Genomic DNA, 15765 nt, shown 5'->3' with positions numbered 1-15765 from the left:
CTCATCACACATTTAATGATTCGATTCCTAAATAGTTAAAATGATTATCTTTCCAATGGTAATGCCATATTTCTCTAAATCTTCCAAAATTACTGTTTTACTCATGAACTTGGCGCCGGACTTTTTTCAGTTTTTCCTTGGGGCCTAGGTACAAAACGTGGGACACGCGCCTGATAAGATTTATAGGCGGGATATTTGGAAGCACTGATTTCTTCGCTGAAATTGGAGCTCCCCTGAAACAAAATCAACAACAGTAAGCACCCCACAACGGACCAATTGAGCCATTGCCCGGATGACGCTACGGAAAAAAAGTAAAACGAAACCCAAAAACCCTGTTCCCCAAGGTAATTAGGATGCCTCGAAATGGCCCAAAGCCCTCTATCCAAAAATCCTTTTGCAAAATCTCCCCTCAACAACTTCCCTTCCTTTATTAGCCTCCATTTTTCAGTTTGATACTTCCATTGCTGTTCATCGGCGGCAGTTTCTAGAGCCAAGAAAAACAGGGCTACACCTGCTACAAGCATATCCCATATATTCAACCCTCCTTCATCAAACTGCATCGCCACGAGCATGGGCAGTGTAAACAACAAAATCAAAACATTTTGGTAGCCAGAAATGAAAAAGAGATTGAATAAAGTCCATTTCCACCTTGGTTGGAATTCAGGTTTTTTTCGCAATATCTCCCACCGGTAGTCTTCTTCCCCTTCCCAAAACTTCCATCTATAAGCACCTTTTCTGGCAAAATTATAAGTAAGTCTTGCACCCCAAGCACTTACAAGTACTGCGAGCAAAACCATCCTCGGTGAAAAATCTCCGAAATAGGCCATTACCCAAGCGTAAATGATAGGCAAAATACTCCAATACTTATCCACTTGACTATTGTTATTGGTAAGTTCACCTACCAAAAAACAATAGGCAACAGACACTCCACAAATTTTGATCAAGACCCAAAGTGCCTCCCATTCACGATCTCCCAATGGAATTCCGAACAAATAGGTGAAAACAGGTACGACAAGTAGGGTGAAAATCAGAAGAATCGCCGTTTGGAGAATTTTCATAGAAAGGATTTTCCTTTCAAAATAAGAATAAATTCAAAAAATAAAAACTAACCTCTCTTGTAACTCAACTGATATAAATTAAAAAAGCCCCGGAAAAGATCCGAGGCCATGTGCGCACGAGAAGATTCGAACTTCCACACCCGTAAGGGCACCACCCCCTCAAAGTGGCGTGTCTACCAATTTCACCACGTGCGCGTTTTTTGAGGTCTGCAAAAGTAGAAAGGTTTGCTATTCCCTGCAAGGTTTAATTTAACTTTTAAAGGGTTTTTAGCTAAAATTTCAACCACAAATTCCCTTCAAATTGAAATTAATGATAGATTTTCTTTTCTGCTGCCAATAAGGTATTGTAAAGCAGGGAAGCAATGGTCATCGGACCAACCCCGCCAGGTACGGGGGTAATGGCAGACGCTTTTTGAGCAACTTCATCGTATTTGACATCTCCGATCAACTTAAAACCGGATTTCTTGGAGGAATCATCTACTCGATGGATTCCCACATCAATCACCACGGCACCTTCTTTGACCATCTCGGCTGTGACAAATTCAGGTTTTCCCAATGCTACAATCAGGATATCTGCCGTTTTTGCAATTTCAGAGAGGTTTTTGGTACGACTATGGGTAAGGGTCACAGTGCAGTTTCCCGGATAGTCATTTCTTGCCATCAGGATACTCATCGGTGAACCTACAATATGGCTTCTGCCGATGACAACACAGTGTTTGCCGGCAGTTTCAATCTTGTATCTTTTCAAAAGCTCCACTATTCCATAAGGAGTTGCTGCTACATAAGCCGGCCAACCCAAAGCCATTCTACCTACATTGGAAGGAGTAAAACCATCTACGTCCTTTTCAGGTTTGATTTTATCAGTTACTTTTTCAACAGAAATATGCTTGGGCAAAGGAAGTTGAACTATCAAACCGTCAATTTCAGGATTTTGGTTGATGTCTTCCACTACTTTGAGCAATTCAATTTCGGTGACATTTTCATCCAATCTTACCAAAGTTGATTCAAATCCAACCTGCTCGCAGGATTTGACTTTTGCTCCCACATAGGTTTGGCTGGCCCCGTCACTTCCCACTAGGATAGCTGCCAAATGAGGGATTTTACCTCCTGAATGCTTTATTTCTGCCACCCTTTGGGCGATCTCACCTTTGATTTCCTCAGAGGTTTTTTTACCATCAATCACGACACTCATAATAAAGTCGACTTAATAGGTTCTTGTTGAATTTTTATAGGATGCAAAAAGCGCAAAAACTACAAAATAAATTCTTTGTGTCTTTGCGCCTTTGCGGGAATCATTAATCTAACTTCAAAACAGCCATAAACGCTTCCTGCGGAATTTCGACATTACCGACTTGCCTCATGCGTTTCTTACCTTTTTTCTGTTTTTCGAGAAGCTTACGCTTACGCGAAATATCACCTCCATAACACTTGGCCAATACGTTTTTTCTCATTGCTTTCACAGTTTCTCTTGCGATGATTTTGGCTCCGATAGCTGCTTGGATCGCAATCTCAAACATCTGTCTCGGTACCAATTCTCTCAGTTTCTCGCAGAGTCTTCTCCCCCACTCGTATGCTTTGTCCCGATGGACGATAGCTGACAAGGCATCGACGATCTCACCGTTAAGCATAACATCCAACCTTACCATATGGGATTGTTTGAATCCGATCATTTCATAATCCAAAGATGCGTATCCTCGGGAGATTGTTTTCAACCTGTCAAAGAAATCAAACACAATCTCAGCCAAAGGCATGTCAAATGACAATTCCACCCTATCAGAAGTCAGATAAACCTGATTCTTGATCAAGCCCCTTTTGTCCATACAAAGTTGGATCACCGGTCCGACAAACTCAGCTGCGGTGATGATAATGGCTTTGACATAAGGTTCCTCGATGTGCTTAAATAACGTCGGATCCGGCATGTCAGAAGGCGCATTGATCAGCTTGTATTCGTTGTTGTTCATCAGGGCTTTGAACTGAACGGACGGCACGGTTGTGATTACCGTCATGTCAAACTCACGTTCCAAGCGCTCTTGAATGATCTCCATATGAAGCATTCCCAAGAAACCGCACCGGAAACCAAATCCCAAAGCCGCAGAAGTCTCAGGCTCCCAAACAAGAGAAGCATCATTGAGTTGGAGCTTCTCCATGGAAGCCCTCAATTCCTCAAATTCCGTTGTTTCGACAGGATAAATCCCGGCAAAGACCATTGGCTTTACGTTTTCAAAACCTTTGATGGATTCAGCACAAGGATTTTTTACGTGCGTGATGGTATCACCGACTTTTACTTCCTTAGCTACTTTAATCCCTGAGATCAGGTATCCTACATTTCCGGCATACATGGTTTGTTGCGGAATCTGATTGATTCCCAAAATCCCTATTTCATCGGCAAAATACTCTTTACCTGTATTGACAAATTTGATTTTATCGCCTTTGTTGATCGTACCGTTAAAAATCCGGAAGATTACCTCCACTCCTCTGAAAGGATTGTAAACTGAATCAAAAATCATAGCCTGCAATGGCGAATCTATATTTCCTTTGGGAGCTGGGATTTTTTCCACAACAGCATTAAGAATATCTTCAATTCCAATTCCTTCTTTTCCTGAAGCAAGGACGATGTCTTCCCTATCGCAGCCAATAAGTTCAATCACCTCATCTGCCACCACTTCCGGATCTGCGCCTGGAAGGTCTATTTTGTTCAAAACCGGTATGATTTCCAAGTCATGTCCGATTGCCAAATAAAGGTTGGAAATTGTCTGTGCTTCGATTCCCTGAGAGGCATCCACGATCAATAAAGCACCTTCACAGGCAGCAATTGAACGGGAAACTTCATATGAAAAATCAACGTGTCCGGGGGTATCGATAAGGTTAAGTGTGTATACTTCCCCTTTGTAATTATACTTCATCTGGATCGCATGAGACTTGATGGTAATCCCACGCTCACGCTCGAGGTCCATATTGTCCAACAACTGATCCTGCATCTCTCTGTCGCTCACTGTATTGGTGAACTGTAGGAGACGGTCTGCCAATGTACTCTTCCCATGGTCAATATGGGCAATAATACAGAAATTCCTAATTCTTTGCATATCCATTCTGGGCGCAAAAATAGATAAAATTGTGGGTAAAATTGGTATACACTCAAACTATCCAAAAGAAAATCAATTTATCTCAAGGAAACAGTCCAAATCTTTTTTTAAAAACTCTTGAACCAATTCAATGTTTGAAATTAATTTTTAAATAATGGCTTGGGTAGACATGTTACCAAATTTTAATCGAATTTCTTTAGGTGGATATCCATTTAGCACACTCAAAAAATAAAAAACTGAATATTTTGTAAGGATGGAATAATTCGATTTTATTTAGAATGATCTGAGTGCTGCATTTTTTACAAAAAACCAACCATTCTTATTTTCTTTGCAGGAAGAAAAATCCAACTGATATGAAAGCGGTCGCAGATAAGAAAAAAGCCAAAAACATTCCTGAATACATCATTTATATGTACCAAATGGAGGATTTGTTGAGGGTTTATAATTTCAATATGGAGGATATCAGGCAATATGTAATCTCTCACTATCCAATTTCGGAAGCAGAAAAAACAGAGGCGGCAATTTGGTTTGCTCATTTGGCCTTTGAAATGAAAAAGGCAAAAGTCGAAGAGACCGGCCACCTTCCCGTTACTCAGGAATTGGTTGACCAGCTTGCTTCCCTACATTGGACTCTGCTCAAAACAGATAAGGATTATTTTGACCTGTACCAAAATGCAAAGCCACATTTGATCCGTCTTCTCCTTGAAGCTGGAGAGAATGCGCCCAAACATGAAATCCAGATTGCGATCAACGCCATTTATGGACAATTACTGGCAAGACTCAGAAGCAGGGAAGTTCCTGCCGAGATATTAGAAGCCAATGACAGTTTTGGGGATATTTTAAGTTACCTTAACTGGATCTACTTCAAACAAGAGGAAAGCAAGACCAGGCAAAATTGAATTATTCTAAAAATTCATATACACTTTTATAACAGCTGTTGGCATCGATATAATCAAAAAAAGCATTGTAAAAAGGGTGTATGCTAAGGGTAGAACTGTCCCCCACAACGATCAATTTTCTTTTTGCTCTGGTCAGCGCAACATTCATCCTTCGGGTATCTGCCAAAAAGCCAATTTCACCTTTGGCGTTTGACCTGACAAGGCTGATGACAATAATGTCACGCTCCTGACCCTGAAATCCATCTATGGAGTCAATGGTCAGCAGTTCAGAGAAAGACCTTAGGTTTGGGAATTCGTAGCTTTCAAATATCAGTTCATTGAATCTTCTGACCTGTGCACGATATGGAGCTATCAGTCCTATATTCCATTGTTTGGTTTTGATCTCTGCAATCCCGATTCTTTTGATGAGATTTTCAAGGTAGCGCAATGCAAACCGCGCTTCCTCCAGATTGAAAGTGCTGAGAGATTCTTCTTCCTGTTGTTCTGTAAATCCACTGCCCGCGGTATCAATATATTCTAACACAGGTTCTTCCGGTGCCAGATAATGATGCAAAGTAATGTCAGCTGCTCTTAACCCGTTATGATAAAAGTATTTGCTTGAAAAACCCATGATTAACTGTGGCATCCTGTATTGTAGACTAAGCATTTTGGAAGCTTGGGGCTTTCTTTTGATTACTTTTTCAAAGAGAGTTTCACTCAAACCGTTTTTGGCGGCTTCATAGGATTTGATGGTGGGAGGAAGTTGGCAATGATCACCTGCCATGACTACTTTTGAAGCTTTTTGGATAGGGATCCATGTTGCCGCTTCCAATCCCTGAGCTGCTTCATCAATAAAAACTATCGGAAAGCTCATCCCTTTCAAAGCAGAATTGGCGGCACCTACTAGTGTACAGGCAAAAACCTGTGTGTCCTGAAAAATATCATAAGTAATATAATCTTCGAGACTTTGCGCTTCGTCCCTACACCTTGCTGCCTCATCCAAAAGTCTTCGTCGCTCCAACCTCTCCTCCGAACCAAATGTACGTTTGCGTTTTTGACCAAGTTTCCTGTAATCATCAGCTGATTTTTTGAGCCTTTTCAAATCCTTGTAGCTGTCGTGCATCGCAATTTTGGCATCCAGTGTTTGTGATAGAATATGGTCTTCGACCCTTGCCGGATGCCCAATCCGGAGGGTTTTTATTCTATACTCAAGTAATTTTTCTACTAGATAATCCACCGCCGAATTGCTCGGAGCGCACACCAAAACCTGTCTACACTCCTCCAAAGCCTGCACAATTGCAAACACGAGTGTCGTAGTCTTTCCTGTTCCGGGAGGGCCATGAATGATGGCGACATCTTTTGATCCACTTACCAATGAAAGCGCTTCATTTTGGCTTGAATTAAGGTGATTCACCATTTTTGAATCAGAAACAGTCAAAACCGGAGCCCTTTCACCTAGTAAAATTTCCTTTAATTCTCCAAGCCTTCCTTTTTCAGATTTGATCACAGCTTTCATGGCAGATTCCATTTCCCGGTAACTTGCCTCATCAAAAAGCAAATCAATGCCCAACTTGCCTTGATGCATCCAATCCGGAATATCCTCAGCTTGCAAGGTCACTATCATGGCATCTTTCTTTACCTGGTTGATCACTCCGTTTACCCGTTGGGATTGAAATTGGGGTTGGTTGGAAAAAATGGAAACAGACTTGCCCGACTGGAAAACATGTGGTGCTCCGGGATCAAACCTTTCAAACTCGAGAATTAAGCGCTCTCCAAAACCGATTTTTGATTTTTTAAGCTGAACAGGATACCAACATACCCCTTCTTCCTTTTTATCTGAAATTGAGGTATATAAAAACTTTTTCTTGTATTGTTGGAGATCTTCTTCCCATTCTTGCTTTAAAAGTTTCAAAGAATTTCTTAATTCCTCCTGAATATTTCCCATCTATTATTACATTTAAAACTGAAAATAACTGATAATCTATCTCACAAACCAACCACTTTAAATAATTATACCGTGAATTTTCTAGCACATGCCTATTTGTCATTCGGAGATCCCAAGGTCCTTGTAGGAAATTTTATAGGAGATTTTGTAAGAGGCGATATTGAAAACACCTATGACAAGGATATTGTTGCAGGAATAAAACTTCATTGGAATATCGATAAATTTACCGACTCCCATCCGGTGGTAAAGGAAGCCCAGGCAATATTGAGACCAGAATATGGAAGATATTCTATGGTAATCACAGATATGTATTTTGATTATTTTCTGGCAAGGTACTGGAAAAATTATCACCACATCCCATTGGATCAATTTGCAGAAGATGTCTATAATACCATTGACGAATATGGAGATGCCTTGCCCGAAAAATTTCTACAGACATTTGGCTACATGAAATACTACAATTGGCTGGCCGGATATGGTGAATTGGACGGCATCAGAAGAGCCATGACAGGGATGGCAAAAAGGGCAACATTCAACTCAAAAATGGAAACTGCCCATGTTTTTCTCGATGAACATCATGAATATTTAAAAGTCCATTTTGGTGACTTCTTTGAGGATATGGTAGCTTTCTCAAAAAAAACACTCGCAGAATTACGAAACACATGATTCATTCAAGGCCAAAACCCAGCACATTTATTGCCCTTGGTCTCATCGTCCTCGTACAAATTTTTGGATTGGTTTACATCCTCAACCATTTTGCTACCAAAAGAACATTTGGTCTTGTCATCTACCTGATCGCAACTGTAATCCTCACTTTGGTGATTGTCTTGCTTTTGGTTAAAATGATGGCAGCCTATAAATTCATCACAATAAGCAAGGACAGCATAATTACCAGACTCCCTCTTCGGGGAAAAACGACTACATATTCGCTTGCTGAGGTTTTGGTATGGGAAGAAGAAACAGTTATTACAAACAAACGTGAATTCAAGCAGCTGACCATTGTTTTTGAAGACAAAACCTCCTTCACAATCAGCAATCATGAGCACCTCAATTATGAGGAATTTACAAAACACCTCAGTAAAAAGCTCCCCAAGAAAAGGGTAATTGCAGGAAAAAATCCTAAAACCTGAGAGCCAGAGAAGTAGTCAGGGCTGAATTTTGTCTTCTGAAATTTCCGTCTGGAAGTGGAAAATAATCTTCTGGACTAATAAATCTCCTAGCTTCAATTCTCAATAAAGCACCTTCCCTTATCGAAAAATCAACATTTGCAGACAACCCTGAGATTTTTAGTCCATCGGTGAGGATGGTGGCATTGGGGTCCGAGTAATATTCTGCCCTACCGGCAAGCGTAAATTTCTCGCCTAATTCCCTACTTATAGATCCTATAAATCCAAACCATGAATCCGTTTTTCCTGAAAAATTCTCCTGAATTCCAAAGTCCGCACCAAATATCGTAGCCCATTTTCCTTTTTCATGCAACAAATAAAAGTTATTAAAAAACCTCTTTAAACGAATAGGTTGGGTGTTTTCATTGCCAAAGTAATTCGAGTAATTGAAGGTAAAATTGGCAGAGGGAATGAATTTGATTCCTGTACCTATACCCAAAGATTTGTTATTTTCATTCCTCACTATATTCTGCCAGCCATTGGTCAACCAAAGCTGAATTTCCCATTTAGGATGCGGAGTATAGGTAAATTTCCCTCCTGTAAAAAAGTACGGAGAATTTTCAGCCATGATACTTCTGGACAAATTCATACAATCTATTCCATACCATGATTCAAATCCTATGTAAGAAGGCATGACACCGATATCAACCCACAGCTTTTCATGCAGCTTAATCCCCAAAGATGCTTCGTTAATAAATTTGGCCCAAGCCGGTTCATCAGCAAGATTATATTGGGCGTAAGTACCCGCCATTAAAGCAAGACTTGCTCTTATTCTATCATTTTGGAAAGATGCTTTGAGCAAGGCAAGATTGATACTGAATTCATTATGCCTATTGAAATTATACAAAAAGTCAGGTCTGAGGTTGTTTTCGGGTTGGTTAAAATCGTAGCTGTAATATGCTTCTATATATCCCGACAAAATCAGATTTCGGTCAACATCGTCCTGTGCGGCAAGCGTTCTGAAAAAAAAGAAAAAGATGATAAACAATCTTTTCATAGGCGGAAACAAAAAAAGCCCGGAAGGTTAACTCCGGGCTTTGAATTATCTTTTTGTTCTGAAGTTCCTGTCGTAAAGGTCTACACTTTCCTGTATGATTTTGAAAGCTTCTTCTTTTCCCAAAAAATCTTCCACTTTGACTTCCTTATTTTCGAGTTTTTTGTAATCCTCAAAAAACCTATGGACTTCTTTCATCAAATGGGGAGGAAGTTCATCGATATCATTGATATAGTTGACAGATTGGTCTTCAGACGCCACCGCAATGATCTTATCATCTGCTTCACCACCGTCAACCATCCTCATTACGCCGATTACTTTGGCTTTGACCAATGTCATTGAGGGGATATCAATCTGGGATATAATCAAAATATCAAGTGGATCTTTATCATCGCAGAAAGTCTGAGGGATAAAGCCATAATTAGCAGGATAATGGACCGCAGAAAACAAAACCCTGTCTAATAGTAGCATGCCCGTCTTCTTATCGAGTTCGTACTTGCCTTTACTTCCTTTGGGAATTTCGATGACTCCCATAACATATTCGGGAGCTTCTTTACCAATATTGACATCGTGCCAAGGGTTGATCATATCTAAAAACTATTTGGTTTGGAAAATGAAATTGAAAACAAATTAAAGCGAAAATCGCGTGTAATCAAATAAAAATTAAGGCAATCCAACAATATAAGAAAGCAATTTACTTTGTCAATAAAACCAATCAGTTTTTCCCAGGTACCAGATTTGGTAATATTACGGTGACTTTGGTGCCTTTGTTTACTTCAGACTCCAAATGGATTTTACCCCCCATTTGTATGGTTGATTCTTTGACCATATAGAGTCCGAGACCTGAACCGACATTCTTTTGGGTGGCTCTTTGAAAAAGGTTGAATACCTCATCGATGAGATTGTCCTCAATTCCTACACCGTTGTCCTCCAAAACAATTGTTGCGGCATATTCCGATGCATCTATTGCAACTCTTATCATTTTTTTTGGATTGTCCTCTTTTTGAAAAACTACTGCGTTATGAAAGAGGTTATTGAGGATCACACGAATTTTGGGGTCATCTGAGAAAAAGGAAGATGATTGTTTGATGTCAATTATGACATCAATCTCTTCCAATGGCCATTTTTGTTTATATATTTCAATTTGTTGGGAGACCACTTCTTTAAAATCTATCTCAGTAACCTTGTTTTCTATTTTAGTAGACCGGTAAAAATCCAGCATTTTATAAATAAACTCATCCAATTTATCTGTAGCGGTATCTATCAAATCAAAATATTCTTTGACTGCGGGATCCTTGGTTTCCATTTTGGCCAATTTGGAAACGCCTGAAATACTCATAAGCGGACCTCTAAGTTCATGTGAAAGGGAATATACAAACTGGTTCATCTCCGAATGGATTTTCTGGAGTCTTTCATTTTTATCTTTGAGTTCTTTCCTTGCAAAATATATGTCACCGGCAGTCTGTATGGCATTTTTAATCTGTTCAATGTTCCAAGGTTTGTCAATAAACCTGTAAACCTGACCTCTGTTGATGGCATCGATTACATCAGCTATATCGGAATATCCCGTCAGTAAAATTCTGACAGGCTCAGGATTGATTTCCATCAGTTTTTCGAAGAATTCTACCCCATCCAACCCAGGCATCCTTTGGTCTGCTATCACCACATGAAGTTCTTCTGTTTCCGCTATTTTAAGACCTTCAAATGCATCGATGGCAGTTATTACCATAAAATCCTTCCTCAGGCTAGCCTTGAAGGAATTCAGGTTATTATCTTCATCATCGATATAAAGTACTTTTATCTTGTCAGTCATGCTGCTGGATATTTTGATAAATTGGAAGGGTAATGATAAAATTGGTTCCTTTGCCTTGTTCTGTCGATACCTCAAGCGTGCCTTTGTGGTTCTCGATGATGGTATAGACGATAGAAAGGCCCAAACCAGTCCCTTTTCCAACTGCTTTGGTTGTAAAAAAAGGTTCAAAAATCCGTTGCTTGACATGCGCAGGCATTCCAAACCCATTGTCCTCTATTTCAATTCTAATTTTTTCACCAACGTGGATAGTTCTTATTGTAATCTTTGGCTCAGGTATTTTATCCAGATTTTCCAACAGTGCATGAATGGCATTGGTTATGATATTCATAAATACCTGATTGAGTTTTCCGGGCAGACATTCAATAATAGGAATACTGCCAAATTCCTTATAAACCTGTATTTTTCCTGACATGGAGCTGTTGAGTAATATCAGGGTGCTGTTGATGCCATCATGGATATCCACCCTTTTGACATCTTGTTCATCCACTCTTGAAAACAAACGCAAACCTTTGACGATTTCCACTGTTCTTTTTGCCCCTTCTTCCATTCCTCTCAGAAGTTGTTCGATTTCTTTGAGAATATAATCAAACTCAATGTCTTCTTCCACCCTCTCCAGGTCTTTCTTTGAGGCATCCGAAAACTCGAGTTTACCTTTCTCTCTGTAGGCATTGACAATATCAAGAAGATCGTTGATATCCCTCTTTAAAGGGGAGATATTTGAACTTACAAAGTTGATTGGGTTATTGATCTCATGGGCAATTCCAGCTGTCAATTGTCCCAAGGAAGCCATTTTTTCCTGATTGACCAATTGGGTTTGAGTATTCTGAAGGTTATGAAGGGTAAGTTCAAGTTCCTCTGTCCTTTGCTTTACTTTTTCCTCCAAAAATTCATTTTGTTCAATTATTCTGCTTTCATGTTCTTCCAGAAGCTTTAGCTTTTCATATTGTTCTTTCTCATATTCTCTTTTTTGGTCATTGATTCTATCAGCTAGGGCAAATGACAAAAGAATAACTCCGAGCCCTGCACCAAATGGCATCAGGTAGAAATACGATGGAGAAAATGGAATTAGTCCCATTTCGGTCAATACAAAGAGAAGAATGCCTACCATAAAAACAGACCAGGCAATCAAAAAATACCTTGCAGGCTTGAACCCACTTTTAAGAATATATAATGACATGATGAATACATACGGAATAACTATGGCCTGAGTAACCAGAAAAACAGCATAGGAAAGTGTCAAAAAACCAAAAAATGTACCACTCAAAATAATCAAATAAACTACATAGATCACTTGTAGCCCTTTATTCAATTTGGGGAGATTCAATCTTGTTTTTAAAAAAGCTTGTACAAACCAAATCGCAACAATACTACCCAAAACAGAAAAAACAACATTAGACCTCAGGTTCATCCAAACCCATTCAGGCCATAACAATTCTTGAGCATATCCAAGAATGGAAGATTGGCCAAGCCAAACCAAAAATATATAAGCTACATAAATCAGGTAGGTATAATCATTGAGTGAAAAGTAAAGAAACAGATTATAGAAAAACAGTCCAAACAAGATCCCCGAAAACAAACCGAACAGGATATTTTCAAAATTTAGACTTTTATTAATAGTCCTAAGATCTGCTATACTTGCAGAAATAATCTTTTTGTCGCTACTTCTGATGTTTAGGTAAATGTCAGAATTTTGACCAGATTCTGAATTTATTTCAAAAATCAATTTTCTTGACGGAATCAATCTTTGGCCAAAATCATGAGTCCTGCCGCTAACCTGAGAGCTTATGACCTTTCCATCTCTGATCTGATAGAAATAAACCTCGTCTAAATTGGGGTTATTGATCAAAAGGTATTTCTGTTCCTCAAGATCTTTTGCCGATACAACTTTAAACCGAAGCCAAACAGACTGGGGGCCAAGTCCGAAATTAGGGTTTTGGGAAATTACCGGTTTAAAATTTAGGTTGGAAATGATATCCTTGATTTCTGAATCACCTGCTTCCTGAATCAGGAATTCATATTTTGAAACATCAACCAACCCCGGTGCATTGTCCATTTGTATTGTTGGAGAAATCAAAAAAAGAAAAACTGTAAGGAGACTTCCTATCATAGAACCAAGAGTTGATTGAAGTTCTTAACATTTCTCCCATATTGCGAATTGTACATCAAAGAATTTTCTAAACTGTAGACTTTTAAATAGCTGTAATAATAATCTCCCTGTCTTTCTGACAGTTCAAAGTTTGTTAAGGAAACATTGAAATCGTAAAAGAAAGGAGGGATTAAATTCAGCTTCATTTTTGTCCAAAAAAGAATTGGTGATGTTTTAGACAAAACAGAAAATAGAGAAGTTTCCCCTTGGTCCAGTTTTTGATAATGGTTTTCTGTTGAATTCAACCCAAAATTCAGTTTAGAGCCCAAAAACCTATTAAACGCATTCAAAGGCATAGGGAATCTCGACTTTCCATTTACATATATATTCTGACCGAGTAAATCAAGCAATGAAGCCAATCTCATGTAGAGGCAGTAAGGGTGGGTACTACCAGTAAAGTTATGTTATTAGTACAATAATCATAAGAGAAATGTAAAAAAAATTATAAAAAAGGAATTTTATACCGACATTTCGATAAATCCAATATTGGAAAATTTTTTTTCGGTAAAATTACCATTAAGATAAATATATACTTAAACTTGTACCTAAAGTTTCACTAATAGTAAGTCCCCATGGCTGAATCACCCGAAGAAAAAATAAGAATCCTTTATGTAGATGATGAAGAAAACAACCTTCAGGCATTTAAAGCTACTTTTAGGAAAGATTACAAAATCCATCTTGCCCTTTCTGCTGAGGAAGGAAGAGAGCTATTGCAATCAAATGAGGTAGATATCATAATTACTGACCAAAGAATGCCTGATGAAACAGGGGTGGATTTTTTAGCCTCCATTATCCCTGAACATCCCGATCCAATCAGAATTCTGCTTACCGGATACACTGATATCCAGGCAGTGATAGATGCCATCAATAAGAGCCAAGTATATCATTATCTTACCAAACCATGGGAAGAAGAGTACATGAGGACAGTTATAAAAAATGCCTTTGAGTTGTTCTCCTTAAGGAAAGAAAACAGAAAATTAATGGACGATCTCGTTGAGACCAACAAAAGTCTGGAGCTGATGCTTCAACAAAGATAAGGGTTCAATAACGGGCAGCCAGCAGTAGCAAGAGTTCTTTGTGGGTCATGGAAAATTTTCTTGCCAAATAGGCATTTGTCAGGCTTCCCCTGTAGGTATATACTCCTTTCATAAACCATTTATAATTGAAGATCATCTCTTCAGCTCCTCCCAAATCAGCCATATGTAATAAAATAGGTGTAAAAATATTGCTCAATGCACAAGATGCTGTTCTTGAAACCCTTGAAGCGATATTGGGAACGCAATAATGGATTACACCATGTTTGACAAAAGTCGGTGTATCGTGAGAAGTCATTTCTGAGGTTTCTATACATCCACCCTGATCTATAGAAACATCAATGATTACACTTCCCTCCATCATGGCAGCAACCATTTCCTCACTGACCACAACCTTATTTTTTCCTTTTTCTGCTCTCAATGCACCGATTACAACATCCGCCTCTTTGATTGCATTTCCTAAAGTATAGTTATCAATTGTTGACGTAAATACCTGCTGACCCAGAAGATGCTTAATTCTTCGCAGTTTATAAATATGGTTATCAAAAACTTTGATGCTAGCTCCCAATCCCAAAGCTGTCCTTGCAGCATATTCAGCGACGGTACCTGCCCCGACAATAACTACCTGTGTGGGCGGTACACCTGTGACTCCACCCATGATCAAGCCCTTTCCGTTATTTACGCTGCTGAGGTACTCGGCTGCAATGAGCATGACCGTGCTGCCCGCAATTTCGCTCATGGCTCTGACCACAGGCATTCCTCCAACTTTATCCTCGAGATTTTCATAGGACACGGCGGTGATTCTTTTTTTGTTCAATGCATGGATGTAATCAGCGCTTTGCTTACCCAACTGAAGCGCTGAAATCAAACATGAACCAGATCTCAAATAATTGATTTCTTCCTCTGTCGGAGGTTCTACTTTGATAATCACCTCGGCATCGAAAGCCTCTTTGGCAGAATAGACCACTTTGGCCCCGGCATCTGAATATTCTTTATCCGAAAATTTGGATTCTTTCCCCGCATTTGTCTCCACCAGAACCTGTTGTCCATTATTGACTAGTAGAGCAACCGCATCAGGAGTTAATACCACCCTTTTTTCTTGGGCAGCAGTTTCAACAGGCAATCCTATCAACAATGAATTCTGTGAATTCTTGACTTTCGCAACCTTTTCTTTTGGAAATAACCCAACCTTTTCCCCTATTTCAACCATTTGTTTCACCGTTAATAACCCTTTGTAAGGTAATCATTCTACCCCCTACCTCATCCACCTCCATGTAGATATGGATAAAATTATGCGGAATATACGCTGCAATCTTTTCGGCCCACTCTATCCAGCAGCGATTACCGCTATAAAAATATTCTTCAATCCCAATTTCAAAAACCTCTTCAGGATTTTCCACTCTGTAAAAGTCAAAGTGGTAAAATATCTCGCCTTTGGTGTTTTGGTATTCATTTACCAAAGAAAAGGTAGGACTGCTGACCTTGTCTTCCACTCCCAATACTCTTGCAAGTTCAGTAATCAAAGTTGTTTTACCTGCTCCCAGATCACCCTTAAAAACCCAGATCTTTTCAGATCCTGCAAAAGAGACTATTTTAAGGGCCGTCTCATGTAAATCACCAATTTCCGGACAATAAAACTTTTCCAAAT

Annotated in this window: 15 protein-coding genes and 1 tRNA gene; 4 read left to right on the top strand and 12 right to left on the bottom strand. The window is 39.3% G+C overall.

Annotated features, from left to right (window positions below):
- Positions 1-101: 101 nt before the first annotated feature.
- From NK987_RS18445 to lepA, 4 genes are all read right to left on the bottom strand, one after another.
- Positions 102-1058: a DUF1295 domain-containing protein gene (locus NK987_RS18445; protein WP_259265061.1), complete on the bottom strand. Its 957-nt coding sequence runs from the start codon at positions 1056-1058 to the stop codon at positions 102-104.
- 111 nt (positions 1059-1169) lie between these two features.
- Positions 1170-1253, bottom strand: a tRNA-Leu gene (locus tag NK987_RS18440).
- A gap of 112 nt (positions 1254-1365) precedes the next feature.
- Positions 1366-2250, bottom strand: coding sequence for a bifunctional 5,10-methylenetetrahydrofolate dehydrogenase/5,10-methenyltetrahydrofolate cyclohydrolase (locus tag NK987_RS18435; RefSeq protein WP_259265060.1), 885 nt, complete (start codon positions 2248-2250; stop codon positions 1366-1368).
- A gap of 103 nt (positions 2251-2353) precedes the next feature.
- Positions 2354-4147, bottom strand: a complete 1794-nt coding sequence (lepA, locus tag NK987_RS18430) for a translation elongation factor 4 (protein WP_259265059.1) — start codon at positions 4145-4147, stop codon at positions 2354-2356.
- 347 nt (positions 4148-4494) lie between these two features.
- Here lepA and NK987_RS18425 point away from each other — a divergent pair, with 347 nt between their 5' ends.
- Positions 4495-5040, top strand: a complete 546-nt coding sequence (locus NK987_RS18425) for a DUF4924 family protein (RefSeq protein ID WP_259265058.1) — start codon at positions 4495-4497, stop codon at positions 5038-5040.
- A 1-nt stretch (position 5041) separates the two neighbouring features.
- Here NK987_RS18425 and NK987_RS18420 read toward each other — a convergent pair whose 3' ends face one another.
- Positions 5042-6964: an AAA domain-containing protein gene (locus NK987_RS18420; RefSeq protein WP_258425072.1), complete on the bottom strand. Its 1923-nt coding sequence runs from the start codon at positions 6962-6964 to the stop codon at positions 5042-5044.
- A 72-nt stretch (positions 6965-7036) separates the two neighbouring features.
- Here NK987_RS18420 and NK987_RS18415 point away from each other — a divergent pair, with 72 nt between their 5' ends.
- Positions 7037-7630, top strand: coding sequence for an acyl carrier protein phosphodiesterase (locus NK987_RS18415; RefSeq protein WP_259265057.1), 594 nt, complete (start codon positions 7037-7039; stop codon positions 7628-7630).
- Positions 7627-8094: a hypothetical protein gene (locus tag NK987_RS18410; protein WP_258425070.1), complete on the top strand. Its 468-nt coding sequence runs from the start codon at positions 7627-7629 to the stop codon at positions 8092-8094. The genes NK987_RS18415 and NK987_RS18410 overlap by 4 nt, the downstream gene beginning before the upstream one ends.
- On the opposite strand, the gene NK987_RS18405 is transcribed toward NK987_RS18410, so the two are convergent.
- From NK987_RS18405 to NK987_RS18385, 5 genes are all read right to left on the bottom strand, one after another.
- A complete protein-coding gene (locus NK987_RS18405) occupies positions 8084-9127 on the bottom strand; it encodes a porin (RefSeq protein WP_259265056.1) in 1044 nt (347 codons plus the stop codon). The two genes, NK987_RS18410 and NK987_RS18405, sit on opposite strands and share 11 nt — an antisense overlap.
- Positions 9128-9172: 45 nt before the next feature.
- Positions 9173-9712 carry an inorganic diphosphatase gene (locus tag NK987_RS18400; RefSeq protein ID WP_258425068.1) on the bottom strand — a complete coding sequence of 180 codons (540 nt, stop codon included), beginning with the start codon at positions 9710-9712 and terminating at the stop codon, positions 9173-9175.
- A gap of 127 nt (positions 9713-9839) precedes the next feature.
- Positions 9840-10937 carry a hybrid sensor histidine kinase/response regulator gene (locus tag NK987_RS18395; RefSeq protein WP_259265055.1) on the bottom strand — a complete coding sequence of 366 codons (1098 nt, stop codon included), beginning with the start codon at positions 10935-10937 and terminating at the stop codon, positions 9840-9842.
- Entirely contained in the window at positions 10930-13044 is a 2115-nt protein-coding gene (locus tag NK987_RS18390) for a sensor histidine kinase (protein ID WP_259265054.1), read from the bottom strand. Before NK987_RS18390 ends, NK987_RS18395 begins: the two co-directional genes overlap by 8 nt.
- Entirely contained in the window at positions 13041-13229 is a 189-nt protein-coding gene (locus NK987_RS18385; RefSeq protein WP_259265053.1) for a hypothetical protein, read from the bottom strand. Before NK987_RS18385 ends, NK987_RS18390 begins: the two co-directional genes overlap by 4 nt.
- 426 nt (positions 13230-13655) lie before the next feature.
- On the opposite strand from NK987_RS18385, the gene NK987_RS18380 reads away from it, so the two are divergent.
- On the top strand, positions 13656-14120 hold the full coding sequence (locus NK987_RS18380; RefSeq protein ID WP_258425065.1) for a response regulator: 465 nt from the start codon (positions 13656-13658) through the stop codon (positions 14118-14120).
- Positions 14121-14124: 4 nt separating this feature from the next.
- Here the strand turns inward: NK987_RS18380 and NK987_RS18375 are convergent, their stop codons facing one another.
- Both NK987_RS18375 and tsaE read right to left on the bottom strand, forming a co-directional pair.
- Positions 14125-15327, bottom strand: a complete 1203-nt coding sequence (locus NK987_RS18375) for an alanine dehydrogenase (protein WP_259265052.1) — start codon at positions 15325-15327, stop codon at positions 14125-14127.
- Positions 15320-15763, bottom strand: a complete 444-nt coding sequence (gene tsaE, locus NK987_RS18370) for a tRNA (adenosine(37)-N6)-threonylcarbamoyltransferase complex ATPase subunit type 1 TsaE (RefSeq protein ID WP_259265051.1) — start codon at positions 15761-15763, stop codon at positions 15320-15322. Before tsaE ends, NK987_RS18375 begins: the two co-directional genes overlap by 8 nt.
- Positions 15764-15765: the final 2 nt, after the last annotated feature.

Origin of the sequence: Aquiflexum gelatinilyticum (genome assembly GCF_024813435.1) — a bacterium.
Taxonomy (GTDB): domain Bacteria; phylum Bacteroidota; class Bacteroidia; order Cytophagales; family Cyclobacteriaceae; genus Cognataquiflexum; species Cognataquiflexum gelatinilyticum.
The sequence above is the reverse complement of the archived record's forward strand: the minus strand, read 5'-3'. Positions and strand labels throughout refer to the sequence as shown.